The 24,634-nt window shown below is 51.2% G+C and carries 23 protein-coding genes; 20 read left to right on the plus strand and 3 right to left on the minus strand.

Going from position 1 to position 24,634, the window contains the following annotated elements; genetic code table 11:
* Positions 1-84 precede the first annotated feature (84 nt).
* The 3 genes from OCL06_RS09950 to OCL06_RS09960 are packed head-to-tail and all read left to right on the plus strand — an operon-like array spanning position 85 to position 1,584.
* Entirely contained in the window at positions 85-390 is a 306-nt protein-coding gene (locus OCL06_RS09950; RefSeq protein ID WP_262994071.1) for a YqcC family protein, read from the plus strand.
* On the plus strand, positions 383-1,111 hold the full coding sequence (locus OCL06_RS09955) for a pseudouridine synthase (RefSeq protein WP_262994073.1): 729 nt from the start codon (positions 383-385) through the stop codon (positions 1,109-1,111). Before OCL06_RS09950 ends, OCL06_RS09955 begins: the two co-directional genes overlap by 8 nt.
* Before the next feature lie 23 nt (positions 1,112-1,134).
* Positions 1,135-1,584: a flavodoxin gene (locus OCL06_RS09960; protein ID WP_262994075.1), complete on the plus strand. Its 450-nt coding sequence runs from the start codon at positions 1,135-1,137 to the stop codon at positions 1,582-1,584.
* Between the two features lie 80 nt (positions 1,585-1,664).
* Here the strand turns inward: OCL06_RS09960 and dapD are convergent, their stop codons facing one another.
* The 3 genes from dapD to map form a co-directional block, all read right to left on the minus strand.
* Positions 1,665-2,489, minus strand: a complete 825-nt coding sequence (dapD, locus tag OCL06_RS09965; protein WP_262994077.1) for a 2,3,4,5-tetrahydropyridine-2,6-dicarboxylate N-succinyltransferase — start codon at positions 2,487-2,489, stop codon at positions 1,665-1,667.
* On the minus strand, positions 2,486-5,134 hold the full coding sequence (glnD, locus tag OCL06_RS09970) for a [protein-PII] uridylyltransferase (RefSeq protein ID WP_262994079.1): 2,649 nt from the start codon (positions 5,132-5,134) through the stop codon (positions 2,486-2,488). The genes dapD and glnD overlap by 4 nt, the downstream gene beginning before the upstream one ends.
* Before the next feature lie 171 nt (positions 5,135-5,305).
* Positions 5,306-6,100: a type I methionyl aminopeptidase gene (gene map / locus OCL06_RS09975; RefSeq protein ID WP_262994081.1), complete on the minus strand. Its 795-nt coding sequence runs from the start codon at positions 6,098-6,100 to the stop codon at positions 5,306-5,308.
* Between map and OCL06_RS09980 the strand changes: the two genes are divergently transcribed.
* The 17 genes from OCL06_RS09980 to accA all read left to right on the plus strand — a co-directional run bounded on the left by OCL06_RS09980 (position 6,090) and on the right by accA (position 24,612).
* Positions 6,090-6,266: a hypothetical protein gene (locus tag OCL06_RS09980; protein WP_262994083.1), complete on the plus strand. Its 177-nt coding sequence runs from the start codon at positions 6,090-6,092 to the stop codon at positions 6,264-6,266. The two genes, map and OCL06_RS09980, sit on opposite strands and share 11 nt — an antisense overlap.
* A gap of 165 nt (positions 6,267-6,431) precedes the next feature.
* Entirely contained in the window at positions 6,432-7,163 is a 732-nt protein-coding gene (rpsB, locus tag OCL06_RS09985; RefSeq protein WP_262994085.1) for a 30S ribosomal protein S2, read from the plus strand.
* Between the two features lie 124 nt (positions 7,164-7,287).
* Positions 7,288-8,160, plus strand: a complete 873-nt coding sequence (gene tsf, locus OCL06_RS09990; RefSeq protein WP_262994087.1) for a translation elongation factor Ts — start codon at positions 7,288-7,290, stop codon at positions 8,158-8,160.
* 188 nt (positions 8,161-8,348) lie between these two features.
* Positions 8,349-9,089 (plus strand): UMP kinase, encoded by a 741-nt coding sequence (gene pyrH, locus OCL06_RS09995; protein WP_262994089.1) that lies wholly within the window; start codon positions 8,349-8,351, stop codon positions 9,087-9,089.
* Positions 9,090-9,106: 17 nt separating this feature from the next.
* Positions 9,107-9,664, plus strand: a complete 558-nt coding sequence (gene frr, locus OCL06_RS10000) for a ribosome recycling factor (RefSeq protein ID WP_262994091.1) — start codon at positions 9,107-9,109, stop codon at positions 9,662-9,664.
* 8 nt (positions 9,665-9,672) lie between these two features.
* Positions 9,673-10,452, plus strand: a complete 780-nt coding sequence (uppS, locus tag OCL06_RS10005; protein WP_262994093.1) for a polyprenyl diphosphate synthase — start codon at positions 9,673-9,675, stop codon at positions 10,450-10,452.
* Between the two features lie 52 nt (positions 10,453-10,504).
* Positions 10,505-11,368, plus strand: coding sequence for a phosphatidate cytidylyltransferase (locus OCL06_RS10010; protein ID WP_262994096.1), 864 nt, complete (start codon positions 10,505-10,507; stop codon positions 11,366-11,368).
* Entirely contained in the window at positions 11,369-12,550 is a 1,182-nt protein-coding gene (gene ispC, locus OCL06_RS10015; protein ID WP_262994098.1) for a 1-deoxy-D-xylulose-5-phosphate reductoisomerase, read from the plus strand.
* A complete protein-coding gene (rseP, locus tag OCL06_RS10020) occupies positions 12,550-13,902 on the plus strand; it encodes a sigma E protease regulator RseP (protein WP_262994100.1) in 1,353 nt (450 codons plus the stop codon). The genes ispC and rseP overlap by 1 nt, the downstream gene beginning before the upstream one ends.
* 57 nt (positions 13,903-13,959) lie before the next feature.
* Entirely contained in the window at positions 13,960-16,437 is a 2,478-nt protein-coding gene (gene bamA, locus OCL06_RS10025; RefSeq protein ID WP_262994102.1) for an outer membrane protein assembly factor BamA, read from the plus strand.
* 50 nt (positions 16,438-16,487) lie between these two features.
* A complete protein-coding gene (locus OCL06_RS10030; protein WP_262994104.1) occupies positions 16,488-17,003 on the plus strand; it encodes an OmpH/Skp family outer membrane protein in 516 nt (171 codons plus the stop codon).
* Positions 17,004-17,180: 177 nt separating this feature from the next.
* On the plus strand, positions 17,181-17,630 hold the full coding sequence (fabZ, locus tag OCL06_RS10035) for a 3-hydroxyacyl-ACP dehydratase FabZ (protein ID WP_262994106.1): 450 nt from the start codon (positions 17,181-17,183) through the stop codon (positions 17,628-17,630).
* A 1-nt stretch (position 17,631) separates the two neighbouring features.
* Positions 17,632-18,402 (plus strand): acyl-ACP--UDP-N-acetylglucosamine O-acyltransferase, encoded by a 771-nt coding sequence (lpxA, locus tag OCL06_RS10040; protein WP_262994108.1) that lies wholly within the window; start codon positions 17,632-17,634, stop codon positions 18,400-18,402.
* A gap of 1 nt (position 18,403) precedes the next feature.
* The gene (gene lpxB, locus OCL06_RS10045; protein WP_262994110.1) at positions 18,404-19,558 is read left to right on the plus strand and encodes a lipid-A-disaccharide synthase; all 1,155 of its coding nucleotides are present in this window, start codon (positions 18,404-18,406) and stop codon (positions 19,556-19,558) included.
* Positions 19,551-20,123, plus strand: coding sequence for a ribonuclease HII (gene rnhB, locus OCL06_RS10050; RefSeq protein WP_262994112.1), 573 nt, complete (start codon positions 19,551-19,553; stop codon positions 20,121-20,123). The genes lpxB and rnhB overlap by 8 nt, the downstream gene beginning before the upstream one ends.
* Positions 20,124-20,148: 25 nt before the next feature.
* Positions 20,149-23,613 (plus strand): DNA polymerase III subunit alpha, encoded by a 3,465-nt coding sequence (gene dnaE / locus OCL06_RS10055; RefSeq protein WP_262994114.1) that lies wholly within the window; start codon positions 20,149-20,151, stop codon positions 23,611-23,613.
* Positions 23,614-23,655: 42 nt separating this feature from the next.
* Positions 23,656-24,612: an acetyl-CoA carboxylase carboxyl transferase subunit alpha gene (gene accA / locus OCL06_RS10060; protein WP_262994116.1), complete on the plus strand. Its 957-nt coding sequence runs from the start codon at positions 23,656-23,658 to the stop codon at positions 24,610-24,612.
* The last annotated feature ends 22 nt before the right edge of the window (positions 24,613-24,634 follow it).

Raw genomic sequence — 24,634 nt, forward strand, 5'->3', positions numbered from 1 at the left:
GCATTCGCTACCACGGCGGTACAGGCAATTTTTTTCGTAACCCGATATACTTCGCCGCTTTGTGAGTGTCATTAAGAGGCCGATATGGATCAGGCAATGCAATTATTGAATACGCTGGAACAGCAATTAAGGCACGCCGGCTTATGGTCGCAACACGCGCCGGTGCAAGGCGTGGACAGTCATGTCCCGTTTGCTGCCGATATCATGCCGTTCCAGCAGTGGTTACAGTTTGTCTTGCTACCACGTTTGCGAGAACTGTGTGAACAAGATAAGCCGCTCCCCTCCATGGCGGTAGCACCGGCTGCTGAAATGTATTTACCTGATGAGACAGCCATAATAGACACTTTAACACAGCTGGACAGGCTCGCAGCGGGCACCGAGCATGACTGACCTGACGATACTGCATCAGGATGATCACCTGGTCGCCATCGATAAACCACCCGGTCTGTTAGTACACCGCAGCCCACTGGACAGGCACGAAACCCGTTTCGCGGTGCAACTTCTCAGAGATAAGATTGGCCGTCATGTGTATCCGGTGCATCGGCTAGACCGGCCAACATCCGGGGTGTTGTTATTTGCCTACTCCGGTGCCACGGCCAGTCATCTGGGTGTACAGCTTATGCAAAAGCAGGTACGCAAACAGTACCTGGCTATCGTACGCGGCCATCTAAGGGGCAGTGGCCGGGTTGATTATGCATTACGTTACCGTTTCGATAAAATTGCCGATAAACATCGCCGACAACAGCTTACTGCGCAGTCTGCACAAACCGAATATACCGCTTTGGCCCACTATGAGGTCCCGCTGTCGTCCGGCCGGTATGCCAGTTCCCGCTATTCGCTGGTGGCCTTATCGCCCCTGACCGGCCGTAAGCACCAGCTTCGTCGCCATTGTGCTCACCTGCGACATCCGATCATTGGCGATACTACCCATGGCGACGGAAAACAAAATAAATTCCTGCGCCAGGCATTTACATTTGAGAATTTGGCCTTAAGTTGTACTCAACTAGGATTTTCGCACCCGGTTACCGGGCAATGGACAAACATTCACGCCGGGGTTCACCCTGCCATGCAATCGTTATTAAATGACTGGCAGGCGTATCTGACAACCTAACCCGGGCAATAAATGAGGCAGGCATGACAACACTGAAAATATTTGTAGGTACCGTTTACGGTAATGCTCAGCATGTGGCTGAGGAAGTAGAGAAAAAACTGCAGGACGAGGGGCTGGCCTGTGAAGTACTGAGCGATCCCGAGGTTACCGACTTCAGCGACGCGGACTCAATTCTGGTGGTAACTTCAACTACCGGGCAGGGCGACTTACCGCCTAATCTGGAGTTTGTGTATTCCGACTTAAAAGATGAATTTCCGCTGCTGAACGGCAAGCCTTTCGCTGTAGCGGCACTGGGCGACAGCAGTTACGGTGAAACTTATTGTGGCGGTGGCCGTCAGATGCATGAGTTACTGTTGGAGTTACAGGGTCAGCCGGTGGCGGATATGCTAGAAGTCGATGCCATTGAAACCTTGGAGCCAGAAGCGGATGTCACCGAATGGGTGCTGGGCATTAAAGATAAGTTATACGCGTAAGGCAGAGAGGTCATTCTGGCCTTTCATTACCCAGAAAAAAAGCGGCTAAGTAGCCGCTTTTTTGATGTAAGACATACGTGTTATTCGGCGCTGCGCAGCAAGGCGTTAATACCCACTTTTGCACGGGTTTTCGCGTCTACTTTCTTCACGATAATGGCTGCATACAGGCTGTAACTGCCGTCTTTACCCGGTAAGTTACCCGGCACCACGACAGAACCTGCCGGCACCCGGCCGTAATGAATTTCACCAGTTTCACGGTCATAAATACGGGTGCTTTGACCAATGTAAACGCCCATAGAAATAACGGCGCCTTTTTCCACGATGACACCTTCGACAATTTCAGAACGGGCGCCAATAAAGCAGTTATCTTCGATGATAGTGGGGTTGGCCTGCAGCGGCTCCAGCACGCCACCAATGCCCACTCCACCGGATAGGTGTACGTTTTTACCAATTTGTGCACAAGAGCCTACAGTGGCCCAGGTATCTACCATCGATCCTTCATCCACAAAAGCACCGATGTTTACGTAAGAGGGCATCACCACCGCATTCTTACCGATGTAAGTACCCGTGCGCACTGCTGCGGGTGGCACGATACGGGCGCCTTCAGCAGCGAACTGTTGCTCGGTGTAATTGGCGTACTTAAGAGGAACCTTATCGTAATAGCGGCTTTCTGCACCGTCGATAACAGCATTATTGTGCAGGCGGAAAAATAACAACACTGCCTTTTTCAGCCACTGGTGAACCACCCACTCACCGGCAATCTTTTCAGCTACGCGGGCTTTACCGGTGTTAAGCAGGTCTATCGCGTCGGCTACGGCTTGCTTAACGTCTTCCGGCGCGGTAGACGGGGTAATGGTATCTCTGTTTTCAAAGGCCTGCTCAATAATGGCTTTTAATTCATTCATGGTATGGTGATATCTTCAAGTTGATCGAGTTTAAACAGGATTTGTTTTTTCAACGCTACCTGCTGGTCTTGGTTTAATGGTTTGCCAGCGTCATTGCTGACGATAAAAATATCTTCTGCGCGTTCGCCAATGGTCGAGACCTTCGCCAGCCGCAGCGTCACGTTACAGTCGACAAAGGCGTGACCCACCTTGGCGAGGATCCCGGGCGCGTCCAGTGCTTCCAGCTCTATCAGTGTAGCTTCATCCCCCACAGTAAAAAACCGTATTTTGGTGGGGACATCCAGCTGACGCATCTGGCGGGGGAGTTTGCGCCGATTGTCATGGGCCCGGCCTGGCTTCTCCAGCTGATCGTGGATGGCCTTCAACAACGTTTGAATTCGGGACGAGGACAAGCGCTCGCCGTCGTTTTCAAGCACCAACAAGCTATCAAAGACATAACCGTCTTTGGTAACGGTCACGTGGGCGTCATGAATAGAGCAGTTCCGGCTATCCAGCACTGAGGCCACCTGCGCGAATAACGCTTTACGATCTTTGCCATAAATCAGAACTTCGGTGCCGCCTTTGGCGCTATTATCATTCGCCGTGACCAGCAGCCGGGTGTCCTCGCTATCCATCCAGTCCATCTGCGCGCGAATAATCTCCTGGGTATGCCAGGCAATCTGGGCGGGCTTAAAGCGCACAAAATAATCGTCATCCAACCTTGCCCACAGCGCATCGACGGCACCCATATCCAGGCCGTACTCAGTGATCATCTGGCGGCTCTGATGTTTGTGCATATCCACCCGCTCATTCAGTGTCACCTGACATCTGAGGCCATTATCCAGCGCCTTTTGTGTCATCAGGTACAACTCACGCAACAGGGAGGCTTTCCAGTCGTTCCAGAGGTTGTCGTTGGTGGCGCGAATATCGGCAAGGGTCAGCGCGTACAATAAATTCAGATGGGTGTGACTGCGCATCTCGCTGGCAAATTCATTGATCACATCCGGATCGTAAATATCACGGCGCTGCGCCACGACTGACATTAGCAGATGATTTTCAACCAGCCAGCTTATCAGTTGCGCGTCTTCACTGGGCAAGCCGTGGCGACTACAGAATTTCTCTACATCCTGGGCGCCTAAAGTGGAGTGATCGCCGTCCCGGCCCTTGGCAATATCATGAAAGATCGCGGCAATATAGAGTATTTCAGGCTTATCAAGATGGCGGCAAATGCGACGACAGCGCGGAAACTCGGTGTTGTCGGGGGAGAAGTAGTGATTAACATACTTCACCAGTCGATGCGTGTGTTCATCTACCGTGTATGCATGAAACAAATCGAATTGCATCATGCCCACAATGGCGTCCCACTCCGGCAGGTACGCCTGCAATATGCCATACTGGTGCATGACATCCCATGCGTAGTCGAAAAAGTGCGGGTGACGAAACAGCAGGATTAGCTTATTGCGGCACAACTCCCGTTCCACAAAATAGGCGGTTTCAAACTTGCGGTGTGCATCACGTAACTGCCGGATACAGTCTGTTTCCAGCCCTTTAACATCAGGCGTATCGGCAATCAGCTTTAAAAAATCGAGAATGTCTTCCGGCGTTTCAAACACATTTTCTGTGCGCGGCGCAATCATGCCATCCAGTAAACTGAACTGGCGATTGATGTGGGTGGTGGATTGTACCGTCTGATTCAGCATGTCATAACGAAAGCGCTGAAGCAGCATTTCGTTCAACTCCGATACCCTGCGCACTACCCGGAAGAAATCGCGCATCATGCGCTCTACCGAGACTTTCCCTTCATCACCATAACCCAGCATGCTTGCCACATCTGGCTGGTAATCAAACAGTAAGCGGTTTTCACTGCGCCCGGCGACCAGATGCAAGGCACAGCGAATTTTCCACAAGTGCATGCGGCAGGTGATGAGTTCACTGTGTTCCTGCTCAGTGAAATATCCATGCCCCACCAGGTTCCAGCCGTCGTACTCTTTAAAATGTTTCTTGGCCACCCAGCCGATGGACTGGATATCCCGCAAACACCCCGGATTTTCTTTTACATTAGGTTCGAGGTTGTACGCTGTGCCGTTAAACTTCGCATGCCGGGCCTTCTGTTCATTATACTTAGCAGCAAAAAACGCCTTACTGGTCCAGGTGTTGCGGCCGTTCACTTCTTCCCAGAGTTTTTCAAACACTGCTTCACTGCCACTCAGCAACCGGCTCTCGACCAGGTTGGTGGCAATGGTAATGTCATCTTTAGCCAGTTTCACCGTCTCTTTAATGGTTCTGACTGACTGCCCCACGTCGAGTTTGATATCCCATAACAAGGTAATGAAACGGCCAATCTTTTCTTCGGTTGAAGCGTCAAGTGAACGCTTACTTACAATAAGCAGATCGATATCGGAATAGGGCTGCAGATGGCCCCGCCCATAGCCGCCCACCGCGCAGAGTGCGAGGTCGGGGTGTTCTGTCAGACCAAACAAGTCCCACAGGTGGCAAAGCAGGGCATCAACAAACTGTGCGCGACCGGTCACCAGTTGATTAACCGGCGTGGTATCGAAGGCGTCCTGGAGCCACTGGTAACTGTCGCCTACGCACTGCTTGATAGTGGCCAGGTCATCGACGCTTTCGATGGTATCAATATGTTGAATCAGAGGTTGCAGAGTCAAATCAGGCCCTTCGCACAAATGTCGTAAAAAACCGACAGGCACCATAGCATGAATTGAAGCAAAATCGCAGTAGGGGAGTTGCGCATACTGACCACAAAAAAGTGAATAGATATGCCAATAGGTTATAGCGAAGCTGAGCGCTTGCGAGCCGTGGCCCGCAAGCGTAGATGATTAGTCGTGATTAATGACCCGGGGAAGATCTTCTTCATCGCGCAGAGTGAGGACTTCTACGCCGGTTTCAGTAACCAGCAGCGTGTGTTCCCATTGCGCACTGAGGCTACGATCCTTGGTAACGACCGTCCATTGATCCGGCAAAATTTTCGAATAACGTTTTCCCGCATTGACCATGGGCTCTATGGTAAAACACATACCGGGTTTTAATTCGTCACCGGTGCCCGGCTTGCCATAATGGACAATTTGCGGATCTTCGTGAAACCCAGCGCCAATACCGTGACCGCAGTATTCCCGTACTATTGAATAGTTATGCGACTCCGCGTGAGTCTGACAGGCATGACCGATATCACCCAGCGTCACGCCAGGTTTAACCAGCTTTATCGCGTTGTACAGTGCTTCCTGGGTAACGCGGATCAGGCGCTCAGCCAGAATGCTGGGTTTGCCTACCACAAACATTTTCGACGTGTCGCCGTGGTAGCCATCTTTAATTACTGTGACATCAATATTCACGATGTCGCCGTCTTTGAGCTTTTTATCCGACGGAATGCCATGGCAAATACAATGGTTAACCGAGGTACATATCGATTTAGGGAACGGGGGATGCCCGTAATTCAGCGGCGCAGGGGTTGCTCCCTGTACGTTAACGATATAATCGTGACACAGCGTGTTGAGTTCGTCAGTGGTTACTCCTTTTTTTACGTAAGGAGTAATCATGGTCAGCACGTCAGAAGCCAGTTTGCCGGCAACGCGCATCTTCTCTATTTCTTCAGCGGTTTTAATTATGGCAGCCACTGTTATCCTCTATCTGATCTTATCTACGGTTGCGCGCAAAGTTAATGCGGCACATGAAATTGCCCGCTATGTTAACGGTTATGGCAGTTTGTGTATAGTCGCAGACCGGTTTCACGGCGGCGACACTGCCGGTAAAACTTGTGTTAAAGACCCGCTCGTGGTATAAAGCGCCCGCCTTGAAAAACTGTACGTACCAGCGGTGCAGTACGGTCACTTTTGAAGGTACGATTATTAACTAAAACACACATACACTGTGACTTCTTGTCGGGGTGTCCGCGCGGCGGATCGACAAAAAGGGTGTATGGAGGCCTAACCCCAAGAGGAAAATAAAATGGCTAACGTTTCTATGCGTGACATGCTGAAAGCCGGTGTGCATTTCGGTCACCAAACCCGTTACTGGAACCCAAAGATGAAGCCTTATATCTTTGGTGCTCGTAATAAAGTTCATATCATTAACCTTGAAAAGACAGTACCTCTGTTCAATGACGCATTGAACTACATGTCTGGCGTTGCTGCTAAGAAAGGTAAAATTCTTTTCGTAGGTACTAAGCGCGCTGCCGGTGATGCTGTGAAAGAAGCTGCACAGAAATGTGACCAGTTCTATGTAAACAAGCGTTGGTTAGGCGGTATGCTGACAAACTGGAAAACAGTTCGTCAGTCTATCAAGCGTCTGAAAGATCTTGAGCAGAAAAGTCAGGACGGTACGTTCGAAAAGCTGACCAAGAAAGAAGCGCTGATGCTGCAACGCGAAATGGCCAAGCTGGAAAACAGCCTGGGCGGTATTAAAGATATGGGCGGTCTGCCTGACGCAATCTTTGTTATCGATGCCGATCACGAGCACATTGCAGTTACTGAAGCACGCAACCTGGGTATCCCGGTTGTAGGTGTTGTTGATACCAACTCAAACCCAGATGGCGTTGACTACATCATTCCAGGTAACGATGACGCGATCCGCGCTATCCAGCTTTACCTGGCTGCGGCAGCAGATGCTGTAAACAGCGGTCGCGAAAGCAATCTGGAAGTACAAGCTGAACAAGACGACTTCGTAGAAGCGGCTGAGTAAGCAATTAAACACCGGTAGCGAGGTAGCAAGCTAAGGCTGACACCTTCGCTACTCGAACGTGTTTGAAGGGGCGGCTTCGCCCCTTTTCCTATCTAATTTAAATTTAATGCTGAGGAATTGAAAAATGGCAGTGACTGCAGCACTAGTTAAAGAACTGCGTGAGCGCACAGGCGCAGGCATGCTGGACTGTAAAAAAGCGCTGGTTGAGACCGATGGTGACGTTGAACAAGCCATTGAGAACATGCGTAAATCTGGCCAGGCAAAAGCCGCTAAAAAAGCAGGCCGTATTGCCGCTGAAGGCGTTATCCTGACTAAAGTGTCTGGTAACCGCGCGACCATGCTGGAACTGAACTGTGAAACTGATTTCGTTGCTCGCGACGACAGCTTCCTGAAGTTTGGTAACCAACTGCTGGACGTAGCCGCAGAAAACAACATCAACGACATGGACGCACTGAACGACGCTGAAATTGAAGGCGGCAAAGTCGCTGAAGTGCGTGAAGCACTGGTAGCGAAAATCGGTGAAAACATTGCGCCTCGCCGCGTGATCAATGTTGAAGGCGACAACCTGGGTGCATACGTGCACGGTGGCCGCATTGGTGTTATCACCATCCTGAGTGGCGGTGACGAAGAGCTGGCTAAAGACGTTGCAATGCACGTTGCTGCTGCCAGCCCACAGTTTGTTAAGCCAGAAAATGTGCCTGCAGAAGTGGTCGAGAAGGAAAAAGAAATCCAAATCGAAATCGCTATGCAATCAGGCAAGCCAGCAGAAATTGCTGAGAAAATGGTTGCCGGCCGCATGAAGAAATTCACTGGCGAAGTCAGCCTGACAGGTCAGCCTTTCGTTAAAGATCCTTCTATTAGCGTGGCTGAACTGCTGAAAAACAACAGTGCAGACGTAATCAACTTTATCCGCTTTGAAGTGGGTGAAGGCATCGAGAAGAAGTCTGAAGACTTTGCAGCAGAAGTTGCAGCACAGATGGAAGCGGCCAAGAAATAATTGGGCGTTTGACTTTTGCTATCTGTGATAGTCGGATACACTACGAGCACCTCTTCGGAGGTGCTTTTTTATAAGCCGGCGCATGACCTGAAAATCCAGCCAAAGCGCGGTCAGAGAACGAGCCGGTTTGTCATATGTTTCCTGGCAGAGACATACGACAAGCCGAGTTCATGAGGACATATCGAACAATGAGTATCACACCGAAATCTGCATACCGACGCATTTTATTAAAGCTGAGTGGCGAAGCGCTTATGGGCGAAGAAGGCTTTGGTATTGATCCGAAAGTGCTCGATCGCATGGCGCAGGAAATCAAAGAACTGGTTGAACTGGGTGTGCAGGTTGGCCTGGTAATTGGCGGCGGTAACCTGTTCCGCGGCGAAGGGCTGGCTAAAGCCGGCATGAACCGTGTAGTAGGTGACCACATGGGCATGTTGGCTACGGTAATGAACGGCCTCGCTATGCGCGACGCCCTGCATCGCGCGTTTGTGAATGCCCGTCTGATGTCAGCCATTCCGCTGAACGGCGTGTGTGACGCTTACAACTGGGCAGAAGCCATTAGCTTGCTGAAGTCGGGCCGGGTGGTTATCTTTGCTGCCGGAACTGGCAACCCGTTCTTTACCACTGACTCAGCCGCCTGTCTGCGCGGTATTGAAATTGAAGCTGATGCCGTGCTTAAAGCCACTAAGGTTGACGGCGTTTACAGTGACGATCCGGTGAAAAACCCCGAGGCGACATTGTACGAGACACTGACTTATCAGGAAGTGCTGGAAAAAGAGCTGAAGGTCATGGACTTATCCGCGTTTACGCTGGCCAGAGACCACAGCCTCCCTATTCGTGTATTTAACATGAATAAACCAGGCTGCCTGAAACGGGTAGTAATGGGTGATAAAGAAGGCACCCTGATTGATCACGCTGAAAGCATTAATTAAGAGATAGGAATCTAACTGTGATTAACGAAATTGAAAAAGATGCGCAAGAGCGCATGGACAAAAGCATTGCTGCACTACGTGGGCAGATGAGCAAAATTCGCACTGGCCGCGCGCACCCCAGCCTGCTGGATGGCATTATGGTGCCTTACTATGGCGTGGACACTCCATTGAAGCAGGTCGCCAACGTGGTTGCAGAAGACAGCCGTACGCTGGCGCTGACTGTGTTCGATAAGAGTGCAATTCAGGCTGTTGAGAAAGCCATTATGCAGGCCGACCTGGGTCTGAACCCAATGAGTGCCGGCGCAGCCATTCGTATTCCGCTGCCGCCACTGACGGAAGAGCGTCGTAAAGACCTTATCCGCGTAGTACGTAATGAAGCAGAGCAGGGACGGGTTGCCATTCGGAATATCCGCCGTGACGCAAATAGCGACATTAAAGAGCTGCTGAAAGAGAAAGAAATCAGTGAAGACGAAAGCCGCGCTGCTGAAGAGAATATTCAGACGCTGACGGATGGCTTTATCAAGAAAGTTGATGCCATGCTTGCTGATAAAGAAAAAGAACTCATGGAAGTATAAGAGCCGGCATGATTGGAAAGCGGTCAAGCCAGAAAACGGCAAAAACTGAGGAGCCGGACAATACGGCCGGCCCTCAGCACGTGGCTATCATTATGGATGGCAACGGTCGTTGGGCGCAAAAGAAAGGGAAAATTCGTACTTTCGGCCACAAGGCCGGCGTAGAATCGGTGCGGGCAGGGGTGCGATTTGCGCGCCGCGCCGGCATTAAATCACTTACCCTGTTCGCCTTTTCCAGTGAAAACTGGAAGCGCCCCGAGGAAGAGGTCAGCGTACTGATGGAACTGTTCAACCTGGTGTTGAACAGTGAAGCCAAACGTCTGCACAAGAACGGGGTGCGCCTTAAGGTGATTGGCGATGTGGAGGCCTTCGACAGCAAGCTGGTGGATAAAATCCGCAAGGCCGAAGCCATGACCGCCGATAATCACGACCTCGTGTTGAATATTGCTGCCAACTACGGTGGCCGCTGGGACATTGTTAACGCCGCACAGTCGGTAGCCCAGTCGGTGGCCGAGGGTGAACTCAATATCTCAGATATTAATGAAAATATATTCAACCGCTACACCTCTACTGCAGATCTTCCCGAGCTGGACCTACTAATCCGAACCGGTGGCGAGCACCGCATCAGTAACTTCTTACTGTGGCAGTGTGCGTATGCCGAACTCTATTTTACCGACGTTCTCTGGCCAGACTTTAACGAAGATGTATTCCAACAGGCAGTTGATGATTATAAAATTCGTCAACGTCGGTTTGGTCTGACCGGTGAACAGGTCACCACAGCGAGTCGCTGATTCCTGTGCTTAGGTACAACACAGGCCTGAAGACAGGAGCTAACAGTCTATTATGCTAAAACAACGAATTATAACAGCATTGATACTCGCGCCCGCGGCGCTGATTGCCATTTTGTTTCTGCCGATCGTATGGTTTCAGATTGCCATCGCCGGAGTAGTGGCGTTAGGCGGCTACGAATGGGCCAATATGTCAGGCATGCGCGAGCGGCCTAAGAAAATCATGTATATGATTGCCACCTTTGTCATCTGTGTACTGATGTCACTGGCGGTGGATACCACCATGATTTGGCACCAGGGACAATTGCACTGGTTCTTCCACACAATTCTGACCGTATCTATCGTATGGTGGGCCGCGTCGTTGATCATGGTGCTGGCGTATCCTAAATACACACGCTTCTGGAAGAACAGTCGCAGTGTGCGTACCTTGTTCGGATTCCTTACGCTGGTCCCTACCTGGGTGGGCGTGGTTGCCCTGCGCACCAGTTTATACGATGTTGACCCTACCTATGGCGCGTCGCTGATTTTTTATGTATTGGGTATCGTATGGGCAGCGGATATTGGCGCATTCTTTGTGGGTGTGAAATTCGGTCGTCACAAGTTACGTCCGAACGTGTCGCCGGGCAAATCGCTGGAAGGCTTGCTGGGCGGTATCGCCGCCTCATTTGCCATCATTGCCTTCGCGGCGCTGCACTATCAGGTTGAGCCCTCTAGAATCTGGTTGCACATGTTAATTGGTGGCGTGACCGTAGCCGTATCGGCTTTGGGAGACCTCAATGAAAGTATGCTCAAGCGCTGCGCCGGCATTAAAGACAGTGGTCGCATTCTGCCGGGCCACGGCGGCGTATTGGATCGCATTGACAGCCTCACCGCGGCATTTCCTGTATTTGCGTTTTGTTACGTTACCTGGATGGCTTAGATGCAGACAGTAACGGTATTAGGCGCCACCGGCTCAATCGGTTGTAACACGCTGGATGTGATTGCCAGACACCCGGATGCGTACCGGGTCTTCGCAATTACCGGGCATAGTCAGTTAGAACTTCTTATGCAGCAAGCTAAGGTCTGCTCCCCCCGTTACGTTGTACTTGCTGACGAATCTCGTTACCAAGAAGCCAAAGCGCTGGCCAGCGAGTACGGCGTGACCGCTGATATCTTGTGTGGACCCGCTGCGCTGGAAGATGTAGCCAGTGCCGGGGAAGTGGATATTGTCATGGCGGCCATTGTCGGCGGGGCGGGTTTATTGCCCACGCTGGCGGCAGTAAAAGCCGCAAAGAAAGTACTGCTTGCTAACAAAGAAGCGCTGGTGATGTCCGGCGCACTTTTCATTGACGCTGCCCGGCAGTCCGGTGCTTCGATACTGCCTATCGACAGCGAGCACAATGCAATTTTTCAGTGCTTGCCACAAGATTTTAACTACGGCGACCTGGCCGGCTCGGGTATTCATAGCATTTTACTCACCGGCTCCGGTGGACCATTCCGCACCCGTGATCTGTCTACGTTCGCCGATATCTCAGTAGAGGAAGCCTGCAGTCACCCGAACTGGGATATGGGACGCAAAATTACTGTTGATTCAGCGACCATGATGAACAAAGGGCTGGAGTTTATCGAGGCCTGCTGGCTGTTTGGACTGGCTACTGAGGATATTACCGTAGTATTGCACCCACAAAGCACCATTCACTCTATGGTGCAGTATGTTGATGGCTCGGTCATTGCGCAGTTAGGCCATCCGGATATGCGCACGCCCATCGCTTATGGACTGGCGTGGCCAGAGCGCATCGAAGCAGGGGTGGCACCCCTTGATTTCAGTCAGTTGGCCGACCTTACCTTTGACACACCGTGCCCAGAGCGTTATCCGAACCTCCAACTGGCCATTGATGCCTGTAAAGAAGGTCAGGCCGCCACCACCCGTTTAAATGCGGCTAATGAAGTGGCAGTAGAAGCCTTCCTGAACGGGGCTATCCGGTTTACCGACATCGCGCGTGTCAATCAGGACACCCTCAATAAAATGGAACCTCTGACGGTAAGTTCACTCCAACAGATCCTTGAACAGGATCGCGCCGCACGGGAAGTGGCCCAACAGATTACCCGAGGTTTAACATAGTGTTTTCGTTTTTCTGGAGCCTGGCGGCGTTTATTGTTGCGTTAGGCATTCTGGTTGCCGTACATGAGTGGGGGCACTTTTATATTGCCCGTCGGTGCGGCGTTCAGGTTGAACGTTTTTCTATTGGATTTGGCAAGCCTCTGTGGCGGCGTACCGATCGTCACGGTACCGAATTTGTCATTGCCGCAATCCCCTTAGGCGGGTATGTCAGGATGCTCGATGGGCGGGTAGATGATGTCCCCCCTGAGCTTGAGCACAAAGCATTTAATAACAAAAGTGTTGGCCAGCGTATGGCTATCATCGCGGCCGGCCCCGGCGTCAATTTCCTGTTCGCTATCCTGGCTTTATTTTTGATGTATCTGGTAGGGCTGCAAACCGTGAAGCCGGTAGTGGGCAGTGTAGAGCCCCAGACCATTGCCGCTGAAGCGGGTCTGACTGCCGGTGATGAAATTATTCAGGTAGGCGAACGCAGCACACCCGACTGGGAAGCTGTGAATATGGAACTGGTGTCCAGGGTTGGCAATGGTTCTGCTACCGTAGTTGTACAAAGAAACGGCAGTCAGCAGCAAACCTACCAACTTTCCCTCGCAAACTGGAACTTTGACCCGGATAAAGAGTCTGCTTTAAACAGTTTGGGGATTACGCCCTTCAGGCCGAAACCCACTCTGGAAATAGCTTTTGTCGGCGAGGATACACCGGCACAGGCAGCGGGCTTGCAGGCGGACGATAAGATACTGGCGCTTAACGAAAAAAGTGTTGATACCTGGCAGGCATTAGTTGCTCTGATCACCGATAAGCCGGGCGAAACCGTCGCCATAACGGTACTTCGGGATGGACAGGAGCAAGTGATCAATGCCACCATTGCGCGTCGCGACACCCCGGAAGGTCAGAGTGGTTATCTGGGAGTGAGTCCAAATTCAGAACCGTGGCCGGATGGCTATGTGTTTACGCATCAGTACAACCCAATGGAAGCAATGGGCCGGGCTATCGATAAAACCTGGCGACTGATGACATTGAGCGTTGAAATGCTCGGCAAGCTGATAACCGGCGATATGTCGGTGAAAAATTTAAGCGGGCCCATTTCAATTGCCCAGGGAGCAGGAGTCAGTGCCGGAATCGGTCTGGCGTATTTTCTTAGCTTCCTCGCCCTGATTAGTGTGAATCTGGGCATAATAAATTTAATACCCTTGCCAATGCTTGATGGCGGCCACCTGATGTATTTTATTATTGAGTGGCTTACCGGAAAGCCTGTGCCAGAAGCCGCGCAGGAGTGGGGATTTAGAATTGGTGGTGCGTTACTTTTCATGATCATGGGGATCGCCATCATTAACGATATTACCCGCATCGTGTAATAACCGCGGGAAAAGAAAACGCGCTAACAGCAAACGCGGCCAGGAAAAGAAAAATAGATGAAGTTAAAACAGTTAGTAGCAGCCGGAATGATGTTATCCAGTGCTAGCTTAGCCAATGCTGCAGCACCTGAAAGTGAATTCGTCGTAGAAGATATACGGGTAGAAGGTTTGCAACGGGTGGCCTTAGGTGCAGCCCTCACGTACCTGCCTGTGCAGGTAGGCGACAAGCTTAACACCTTCAGAGTGACACAGCTGATACGCTCGCTATATTCCTCTACGCATTTTGAAAACGTAGAGATCCTGCGCGATGGCAACACGCTGGTGGTAAAGGTCGCAGAGCGTCCAACGATCAGTAACATCATCTTTGAAGGCAACGACGACATAAAAGATGAGCAGTTGCAGGAAAGTCTCGACGGCAATGGTATTCGCGTAGGCGAGCCACTGGACAAAACTGTCCTTACCTCGATTGAGAATGGCCTGAAAGATTTCTTCTATTCCATTGGTAAGTATAACGCCGATGTTACCGCCATTATTACGCCGTTACCCCGTAACCGGGTTGATCTTAAACTTCTTTTTGAAGAAGGCGATGCGGCGGAGATCCAGCAGATTAACGTGGTAGGGAATGAAGTGTTCTCTGATGCCGAACTCATGGAAGGCATGGAGCTGCAATTCGACACCCCCTGGTGGGACTTCCTGTCTGAGACGCGCTACCAGCAACAAACATTGCAGGGCGATATGGAAAGCCTGCGAAATTACTACCTCGACCGCGGTTACCTGCGCTTTAGTATTGATTCCACCCAGGTGTCCATGACTCCCGAGAAGTCTGGCATTTATATTGCGCTGAACGTCTCAGAGGGCGAGCAGTACACTATTTCTGACGTTGAGTTGGTGGGCGACCTGCTGGGTCACGAAGAGTACATAGAGCGGGTACTGCCACTTACGCCGGGCGAACTGTATAACCAGGCGGAAGTTACCTATACCGAAGAGTTTATCAGTAAGTATCTGGGTCGCTTTGGGTATGCGTATCCCACCGTCACCACGGTGCCGGATATTAACGACGAAGACAAAACGGTGAAACTGACCTTGTCAGTGGATCCAGGTAAGCGCATTTATGTGCGCCGCATCAACTTCCAGGGTAACTCGGTGACCGCCGATAAAGTGCTGCGTCAAAACGTATCGCAAATGGAAGGCACCTGGTTGTCTAACAGCATGCTAGAGTCATCAAAAGCCAGCATGTCGCGGCTGACGTATATGGAAGAGGTAGAGTATGAAACTGTGCGTGTTCCGGGTCAGGATGACAAAGTTGACGTAAACTTCAACGTTAAAGAGCAGCCGTCAGGTTCCTTTAACGCCGGTATCGGTTACGGTGACCGGACTAAGCTGAGCCTGCAGGCCGGTATTCAGCAGGATAACTTCCTGGGAACGGGCAAGCGAGTTGGTCTGAATCTGAGCACGGTGTCTTATCAGAAATCAGCACAGATTACCTATAATGACCCCTATTTTACTATCGATGGTATCAGCCTGGGCGGTACCATTGGTTATTCAGAGTTTGACGGTTCAGACTTCAACGTTATTCAGTACAACTCTAAACAGTGGTCAGTGGGCGCCAATATTGGTTATCCCATCAATGAATATAACCGCATTAATTTCGGTTTGACCTACGCCAATGTGGAGCTTTATAACCGCGGCTATTACGAGCAAACCGAACAATTCTATGACCAGTTTTTGAATGGTGACGATCCTGACGCGCCAATTGAATATCAAAGCTATCTGGGCAGTGTTAGCTGGAGTCGCAGTACCCTGAACCGCGGGGTATTCCCGACGGCCGGGTCGTCACAACGGGCGTCATTCAGCATTACTACCCCGAACTCTGATGTGAACTACTTTAAAACCGTGTTTGACGGTAAGTGGTACTTCCCGCTTTCCCGGGACCAGCGCTGGTCATTCCTGGCACGGATGCGCATAGGTTACGGTAATGGTTACGGTGAAATTAACGGCAATGAACAAATTCTGCCGTTTACCGAAAACTTCACTGCCGGTGGTGCCGACACCCTGCGTGGCTTTGAAAACAATACGGTGGGTCCGCGTGGTGTCATCCGCGTACCTTCTGGTGCGATTACGGGACCAGGTGGCGTGCAATATCCGTCTGACCCTTCCAACGATACCATTGGTATTTCCCGTCGAAGCCTGGGCGGTAACGCCATGGCGCTGGGCGGTCTGGAATTGATTGTACCCACACCATTTGTGGAAGAAGATATGGACAACTCGGTGAGAACCAGCGTGTTCGTAGACGTGGGTAACGTGTGGGATACAGAGTTCGATTACGATCAATACAGCGGTCTTGCTCAGTCAGACACCCGATATGGTGCGCTGATGGACTATTCCGACTGGACACAGTATCGTAGTTCGGCCGGTATTTCTGTACAATGGCTTTCACCAATGGGTCCGATGGTATTCAGCTTCTCAAGAGCGATACAGGAACGTGATGGCGATGATGCGAAATTCTTCACGTTCAACATTGGACAAACATTCTAATTCACCGGTAAAGTGCCGGAAACAATAAGACGCATAAAAAGGAGTTCCTTTTGAAACAGTTTGCAAAACATATCGCTGCGACCGCGATGTTAGGTAGTGCGCTAGTCAGTACGTCGGTAATGGCCGAGCAGAAAATCGGTGTAGTAGATGTACAGGGTGTGTTCCAGTCTATGCCTCAGGCAGCTGAAATTGAAAACAGCATTAAGGCTGAGTTCAAAGAGCAAATTGAAGAAGTGCAACAACTGCAACGTGACGGTCAGTTCTTCGCTGAACGTCTGCAGCGTGATGCCGCGACGATGAGCGAGCAGGAAAAGAAAGAGCTACAGCAAAAGATCCTGGATGTGCGTGACCAGCTTTCACAGAAAGGCCAGCCACTGCAGCAGAAAATTCAGCGCCGCACAAACGAAGAGCGCAACAAGCTGTTGGGTTTGATCAAGCAGGCTATTGACTCTGTTGCTGCAAAAGAAGGCTATGATCTGGTTCTGAATGCAAATTCTGTGGCGTTCGCCAAAGAAGAGCATGACGTATCAGAACAGGTACTTCAGCAGGTTGAGAAAACCAACTAAATCACACTAACGATATACCGTTTTTAGTGTAGAATTACCAAACAGACTAACATCGAAAGGTGTTGGTCTGATTTGTTTTTAACACGGAACAGCGTATGGTTGCCGCCGTTTAAAACGTCATGGCAACTTGGCACAGAGGAAGGCTTTGCGTCTAAGTTGTGGCATCAGGAGAAACTTTTGGCCAACTCACTCAACACCATCGATATTCAGGAAATCCTCGAACTGCTTCCCCACCGCTACCCATTCTTGCTGGTAGACAGGGTTACAGATTACGTCCTGGGTGAATCCATTAAAGCGTATAAAAACATCACCATGAACGAGCCTTGCTTTACCGGGCATTTTCCAGGTCATCCTATTTTTCCAGGTGTACTAATCCTGGAAGCGATGGCGCAAGCTGCCGGTGTACTTGGTTTTAAAACGATGGGCAAAAGCGACAAATTATACTTGTATGCAGGGATTGATTGCGCACGATTCAAACGCCCGGTCGTACCCGGAGATAAGCTGGAATTTGACGTGCAGCTGGTAAAAGAACGCAGAGGGATCTGGAAGTTTAAAGGTACGGCAAGTGTGGACGGTGAGACAGCGTGCAGTGCTGAATTTATGTGTGCAATAAGAGAGATGGTATAACGTGATCCATTCAACTGCAGTGATTTCAGATAAAGCCACTTTGGGCGCTAACGTCAAAGTGGGTCCTTTTTGTGTTATCGACGACGATGTGGTTATCGGCGATAACTGCACACTGACTTCACATGTGGTGATCCGCGGTCCAAGTAAAATAGGCAAGAACAACACCTTCTATCAGTTTTGTTCTATCGGTGAAGACTGTCAGGATAAAAAGTATGCCGGTGAGCGCACAGAGCTGACCATCGGTGACGATAATGTGTTCCGGGAAGGGGTAACTGTCCACCGAGGAACCATTCAGGATGACAGTATTACGGTCATCGGTTCACGCAACCTTATCATGGTCAATGCGCATGTGGCCCATGACTGCGTGCTGGGCAATGATATTATCCTGGCTAATAACGTCGCCGTAGCAGGGCATGTGCACATCGACGACTTTGCGATATTGGGCGGTGCTGTTGGTATCCATCAGTTTTGCAAAGTGGGCGCCCATGCATTCCTGGGCGCTGGCGGCATTATCCTGCGGGACGTACCTCCCTACGTAATGGTCAGTGGCCACAAAAATATTCCGCAAGGCATCAATTCAGAAGGCCTGAAGCGTCGTGGTTTCGAGAAAGACACTATCCAGGCTGTGAAACGTGCTTACCGGACCATCTACCGCGACGGTAATACCATTGAAGAAGCCATTACAAAACTGGCAGACAGCGCCGCAGAACACTCTGCAGTTGCTGATATGATAACCTTCCTTAAAAACGCTGAGCGCGGCATTATCCGATAATATGACCTCTCGCCCGATCCGCATTGGCATAGTGGCCGGTGAGCCGTCGGGTGATGTGCTCGCAGCCGGCATGATTGCCGAAATCAAACGTCAGCACCCAGATGCCATCATTGAAGGTATAGGGGGCACCCAGATGCAGGCCGCCGGCTGTCACTCGCTGTTCGATATGGAAACGCTGTCAGTAATGGGTCTGGTAGAAGTGCTTGCTCATCTCCCGGCTATTCTTAAAGTAAAAAAAGCGCTGCTGGCACATTTTGAAGCCAATCCCCCCGATGTCTTTGTAGGCGTGGATGCACCAGATTTTAACCTGCGAATGGAAAAGGCGCTCAAGGCCCGGGGGATCAGAACCGTCCATTACGTCAGCCCCACGGTGTGGGCATGGCGGGAAAAGCGGATCCATAAAATTAAAGCGGCAGTAGACCGGGTGCTGGGCTTGTTTCCGTTCGAACAGGAAGTGTACGACAAGTACCAGGTACCCTACACCTTTGTGGGCCATACTATGGCCGATGCCATTCCGCTTAAACCGGATCAGACCGCTGCCCGCGACACCCTGTTGCTGGCAACGGATAAACCGGTTTTTGCCGTATTACCAGGCTCCCGGCGTGGCGAGGTGGCGAATCTGTTACCGGTATTTACTGACACCATGAGAACTATCCGGCAACAGGTCTCCGACAGCCAATTCGTTATTCCTGCGGCCAACGACTTCCGGTTCGATGAAATCAATGCGTTCCTGGACAACCACTGTGATGAGACGTTGCCCAGAGCGTCGGTAGTCGTTGTAAACGGGCATGCGCGTGAAGCGATGATCGCCAGTGACGTTATCCTGCTGGCGTCGGGTACGGCCACGCTGGAAGCTATGTTATGTAAACGCCCGATGGTGGCAGCCTATAAACTGGCGCCAATGACTTACCGGATGATGCAGTGGTTGTACAAAGCCCCTTATTTTACCTTGCCGAATTTGCTGGCCAATGCAGAGTTAATCCCAGAACTGCTGCAGGAAGACGTAAACCCCATCACCTTGAGTGAGCAGGTATTGCGGTTCTACCGGCAGGATAACTCTGCGCTAATGGCCACATTTACCGAAATACACAGCACATTAAAGTGTGATGCTGACAAAATGTCTGCCCAGGCAGTATTGGGAGAAATTCATGACTAATCATATCGCCGGTGTGGATGAAGTCGGCAGAGGACCGCTGGTAGGTGATGTGGTCACTGCGGCCGTGATCCTCGACCCGGCCCGGCCCATCGAAGGGTTGACCGATTCAAAAAAGTTGTCGGAAAAAAAGCGTCAGCAATTTGCCGAAATTATTAAACGTGATGCGCTGTGCTGGGCGATTGGGCGAGCCACGCCGCAGGAAATAGACCAGCTGAATATCTTGCATGCCACCATGTTGGCCATGACCCGCGCGGTCGCGGGACTGGCTATCCAGCCTGACTTTGTCAGAGTTGATGGGAACCGGCTCCCGGACTGGCCGTATGCGGCAGAGGCTGTTGTGAAAGGGGATAACCTGCACGCGGAAATTTCAGCGGCGTCAATCCTGGCAAAAGTCGAACGTGACACCGATATGCTGGAGTTGCATACCCAATACCCGGATTACGGCTTTGCGGCCCACAAAGGCTATCCGACAAAAGCACATTTCGCTGCGTTGGAAACCTATGGTGTGTTACCGTGTTATCGACAAAGTTTCAAACCCGTACAGGCTGCACTGGCAGCGAAATAACCTGATTAAAAGAGTGCTATAAGACATGACGTCGCCGTTTATTCACTTACGTGTGCACAGTGACTACTCCATGATGGACGGGCTGAATAAAACCAAGCCCATTCTGTCAAAAGTGGAAGAGCTGGGTATGCCCGCCGTGGCTATTACCGACCAGATGAATATGTGCGGGTTGGTGAAGTTCTACTCCGAAGCACAGGCGCGGGGTATCAAACCCATTATCGGTACTGACTTCTGGGTAATTAACGAAGCCTTTGCCGACGAGCCGTTCCGGCTGACTCTGCTGGCCATGAATAATGATGGCTATAAGAACATCACACTGCTGATCTCTAAAGCGTATTTACGCGGGCACGTTTGCCACCGTCCGGCCATCGATCAGGCCTGGCTGGCAGAACACGCGGAAGGCGTGATTGTGATATCAGGCGGTATGCATGGTGATGTAGGCGTTGCGCTGGTTAAAAACAATGCCCGTTTGCTGGAAGACTCGCTGGCCTTTTATCAGGCACACTTTCCTGAACGTTTTTACCTTGAATTGCAGCGCACTGGGCGGCCTGGCGAAGAAGACTATTTACACCATGCTGTTGAGCTGGCCGAGCAACGTGAATTGCCGGTAGTGGCTACCAACGAAGTGTGCTTCCTGGAGCCGGAAGGATACGATGCCCACGAAATTCGGGTATGTATTCACGATGGCTATACCATGGACGATCCCCGCCGTCCGAAACGTTACAGCGATCAGCAGTACTTGCGTAGCGCTGACGAGATGCTGGAGCTGTTTAGTGACATTCCGGAAGCCATCGAGAACACCGTCGAAATTGCCAAGCGCTGCAACGTGACGGTCAGACTGGGCGAGTATTTTCTACCTCAGTTTCCCACCGGCGGCATGACCACTGAAGACTTTCTGGTGAAGGTCTCAGAAGAAGGTTTGGAAGAGCGTCTGGCCTTCTTATTCCCCGATGAGCAGGAACGCGCAGCTAAACGGCCGGGTTATGATGAGCGGCTTAAAATTGAACTGGAAGTGATTAACCAGATGGGGTTCCCCGGTTACTTCCTGATCGTCATGGAATTTATTCAGTGGAGTAAAGACAACGGGATCCCCGTAGGACCGGGACGGGGCTCCGGTGCGGGTTCACTGGTGGCCTATGCACTCAAAATTACCGATCTGGATCCCCTTGAATTTGATCTGCTTTTCGAACGTTTCCTGAATCCGGAGCGGGTATCTATGCCCGACTTCGACGTAGACTTCTGTATGGATCGCCGGGACGAGGTGATTGATCACGTCGCCGAGTTATACGGACGGCAAGCGGTCTCGCAAATAATTACCTTTGGCACCATGGCGGCGAAAGCCGTGGTGCGTGACGTGGGACGGGTGCTGGGTCACCCCTACGGCTTTGTGGATCGTATTTCCAAACTGATCCCGCCGGATCCGGGTATGACGCTGGGCAAAGCTTTTGAAGCCGAGCCCCGTCTGCCAGAACTGTATAACGACGATGAGGAAGTCAAAGATCTCATCGACATGGCGCGCATTCTTGAAGGCGTTACCCGCAACGCCGGTAAGCACGCCGGGGGCGTGGTCATTGCGCCTACTACCATTACCGATTTCGCCCCGTTGTATTGTGACGACGAAGGTAATAACCCGGTTACCCAGTTTGATAAAAACGATGTGGAAACGGCCGGGCTGGTTAAATTCGACTTTCTTGGCTTGCGTACCCTGACCATCATTCAGTGGGCACTGGATATGGTCAAGGAAGGGCAGGGCAAAGAAATTGATATCACCGCTATTCCGTTAGAAGATAAGCGCAGTTTCCGCTCCTTACAGGCAGCAGAAACCACCGCCGTATTCCAGCTGGAATCACGGGGTATGAAAGAGCTGATCAAACGCCTTAAACCAGACTGTTTCGAAGATATCATCGCACTGGTGGCTTTGTTCCGTCCGGGGCCGTTGCAATCGGGCATGGTGGATAACTTCATCGATCGTAAGCACGGCCGCGAGGAAATCTCGTATCCCGACGCCAATTATCAGCACGAATGCCTGAAAGAAATCCTGGAACCTACCTACGGTATTATTTTGTACCAGGAACAGGTCATGCAGATTGCTCAGGAAATGGCCGGGTACTCGCTGGGTGGCGCTGACTTGCTGCGCCGCGCAATGGGTAAGAAGAAACCCGAAGAGATGGAAAAGCAGCGGGCGGTGTTCGCTGAAGGGTCGAAAGAAAATAACATTGACCCTGATTTGGCGATGAAAATCTTTGATCTGGTAGAAAAATTTGCCGGCTACGGGTTTAACAAATCGCACTCGGCCGCGTACGCGTTGGTGTCTTACCAGACCTTGTGGCTGAAGGTGCATTATCCGGCAGAATTCATGGCGGCGGTTATGTCCGCTGATATGGATAACACCGATAAAATTGTTACGCTGGTGGATGAAGTCGGGCGCATGGGCCTGGAAATACTGCCACCGGACCTGAACACCGGTAAGCATAAGTTTACCGTGGATGAACAGGGACGAATCGTCTATGGGATCGGTGCGATTAAAGGCGTGGGTGAAGGTCCGATAGAAGCCATTATTGAGGCCAGAGAGACCCATGGAACCTTTTCGGACTTGTTTGATTTTTGTGCTAAAGTGGATGTCAAACGGGTAAATAAACGGGTTCTGGAAAAGCTGGTGCTGGCCGGGGCGATGGATAACCTGGGACCCCATCGGGCAGCGCTAATGGCAACCTTGCCAGAAGCGATTGCCGCCGCCGGACAACATGCCAAAGCAGAGTCATTTGGTCAGTCGGATATGTTCGGCTTATTGACCACCGAGCCGGAAGAAGTACAGCAAGCCTTTGCCGACGTGCCGCCATGGCCGGAAAAAGTATGGCTGGAAGGGGAGAAAGATACCCTGGGGCTCTATCTGACCGGCCACCCGATTAATCAGTACGCAGACGAAATACGCCATTACTCTGATGGCCGTCTGGTCGATCTGAAGCCGACGGGTCGCGAGCAGACAGCTACGGCAGTCGGTCTGGTACTGGGCGTTCGCGTAATGACGAATAAACGGGGCCGACGTTGGGCAATCGTGACATTAGACGATAAAAGCGCCAGAATGGATGTACGCTTTTTCCCGGATATGTATGAACAATTCGAGAGTATTCTCGAATCTGACCGAATTTTGCTCATTAGAGGACAGGTCAGCTTTGATGAATTCTCAGGGGGCAATACAATCACCGCCCGAGATGTCATGGATATTATTCAGGCGCGGGAGAAAAACGCGAAAGCGCTGTCATTACAGGTTAACACCGCGCAATGGAATGAAAAGTCGATGACATCACTACAGTCTATACTGCAGTCATTCAATGGCGGAAGTTGCCCGGTACAAATTGAAGTCACTCACCCGGATGCTGAGGTGACACTGGCGTGCGGCGCACAGTGGTATGTAACACCGGAAGATCAGCTATTGCACGATCTTAAGCAGTGTTTGGGCGAGGATGCAGTCAGAATTCACTATCACTAGGTCGCAATTCTGCCGACGAGGGTAGGTATAATAGGACACAGAATGAGTATACAGTTTTTGGATTTCGAACAGCCGATTGCCGAATTAGAAGCAAAAATTGAAGAGCTACGGCTGGTAAACCAGGGCGGTGAATTTGATGTAGGGATTGAAGAAGAAATCAATCGCCTGCGCAGCAAAAGCGGGGATCTGACCCGTAAGATTTTCTCCGACCTGGGCGCCTGGCAGGTTTCACAACTGGCCCGCCATCCTATGCGGCCCTATACACTGGATTATGTAGGCCGGATCTTTACGGATTTTGATGAGCTGGCCGGTGATCGTGCCTATGCCGATGACAAAGCTATTGTCGGCGGCCTGGCCATGCTGGACGATCAGCCTATTATGCTGATTGGCCACCAGAAAGGCCGGGATACTCACGAAAAAATCAAACGTAATTTCGGCATGCCTAAGCCTGAGGGCTACCGCAAAGCATTACGCCTGATGAAGATGGCGGAACGCTTTAACCTGCCTATCGTCACCCTGATTGACACGCCGGGAGCTTATCCGGGTGTAGGTGCGGAAGAACGTGGTCAGAGTGAAGCCATTGCCCGCAACTTATTCGAAATGGCTGAAATCCGCGTCCCTATCGTGTGCACGGTAATAGGTGAAGGCGGCTCAGGCGGCGCGCTGGCCATTGGTGTGGGTGATCGGGTGAACATGCTGCAATACTCCACCTATTCGGTTATTTCACCGGAAGGCTGTGCGTCAATTCTGTGGAAGAGCGCCGAAAAGGCACCACAGGCAGCCGAAGCGATGGGTGTAAGTGCGCCTAAAATCAAAGAGCTGGGGCTGATTAATGCCATTGTTGAAGAGCCTCTCGGCGGCGCGCATCGCGATCACGATGGTATGGCGGCAAATCTGAAAGCCACTATTAAACAACAGTTAAGCCAGCTGCAAAGCCTCGATATCGACACCCTGATGGAAGAACGATACGAGCGCATTATGTCGTTCGGTTACTGCTGATTGTGCACTTCCAGGTAACGAC

This window comes from Alteromonas salexigens (genome assembly GCF_025628895.1).
Lineage (GTDB): Bacteria > Pseudomonadota > Gammaproteobacteria > Enterobacterales > Alteromonadaceae > Alteromonas > Alteromonas salexigens.

What these genes read in the sequence shown, in the direction of transcription:
- rpsB (WP_262994085.1), top strand. Translation starts at nt 6,432, where the DNA reads ATGGCTAACGTTTCTATGCGTGACATGCTGAAAGCCGGTGTGCATTTC.
- dapD (WP_262994077.1), bottom strand. Translation starts at nt 2,489, where the DNA reads ATGAATGAATTAAAAGCCATTATTGAGCAGGCCTTTGAAAACAGAGAT.
- dnaE (WP_262994114.1), top strand. Translation starts at nt 20,149, where the DNA reads ATGACGTCGCCGTTTATTCACTTACGTGTGCACAGTGACTACTCCATG.
- OCL06_RS09955 (WP_262994073.1), top strand. Translation starts at nt 383, where the DNA reads ATGACTGACCTGACGATACTGCATCAGGATGATCACCTGGTCGCCATC.
- lpxB (WP_262994110.1), top strand. Translation starts at nt 18,404, where the DNA reads ATGACCTCTCGCCCGATCCGCATTGGCATAGTGGCCGGTGAGCCGTCG.
- ispC (WP_262994098.1), top strand. Translation starts at nt 11,369, where the DNA reads ATGCAGACAGTAACGGTATTAGGCGCCACCGGCTCAATCGGTTGTAAC.
- pyrH (WP_262994089.1), top strand. Translation starts at nt 8,349, where the DNA reads ATGAGTATCACACCGAAATCTGCATACCGACGCATTTTATTAAAGCTG.
- rnhB (WP_262994112.1), top strand. Translation starts at nt 19,551, where the DNA reads ATGACTAATCATATCGCCGGTGTGGATGAAGTCGGCAGAGGACCGCTG.
- OCL06_RS10010 (WP_262994096.1), top strand. Translation starts at nt 10,505, where the DNA reads ATGCTAAAACAACGAATTATAACAGCATTGATACTCGCGCCCGCGGCG.
- OCL06_RS09980 (WP_262994083.1), top strand. Translation starts at nt 6,090, where the DNA reads ATGGCAGCCACTGTTATCCTCTATCTGATCTTATCTACGGTTGCGCGC.
- uppS (WP_262994093.1), top strand. Translation starts at nt 9,673, where the DNA reads ATGATTGGAAAGCGGTCAAGCCAGAAAACGGCAAAAACTGAGGAGCCG.
- tsf (WP_262994087.1), top strand. Translation starts at nt 7,288, where the DNA reads ATGGCAGTGACTGCAGCACTAGTTAAAGAACTGCGTGAGCGCACAGGC.
- bamA (WP_262994102.1), top strand. Translation starts at nt 13,960, where the DNA reads ATGAAGTTAAAACAGTTAGTAGCAGCCGGAATGATGTTATCCAGTGCT.
- OCL06_RS09950 (WP_262994071.1), top strand. Translation starts at nt 85, where the DNA reads ATGGATCAGGCAATGCAATTATTGAATACGCTGGAACAGCAATTAAGG.
- OCL06_RS09960 (WP_262994075.1), top strand. Translation starts at nt 1,135, where the DNA reads ATGACAACACTGAAAATATTTGTAGGTACCGTTTACGGTAATGCTCAG.
- accA (WP_262994116.1), top strand. Translation starts at nt 23,656, where the DNA reads ATGAGTATACAGTTTTTGGATTTCGAACAGCCGATTGCCGAATTAGAA.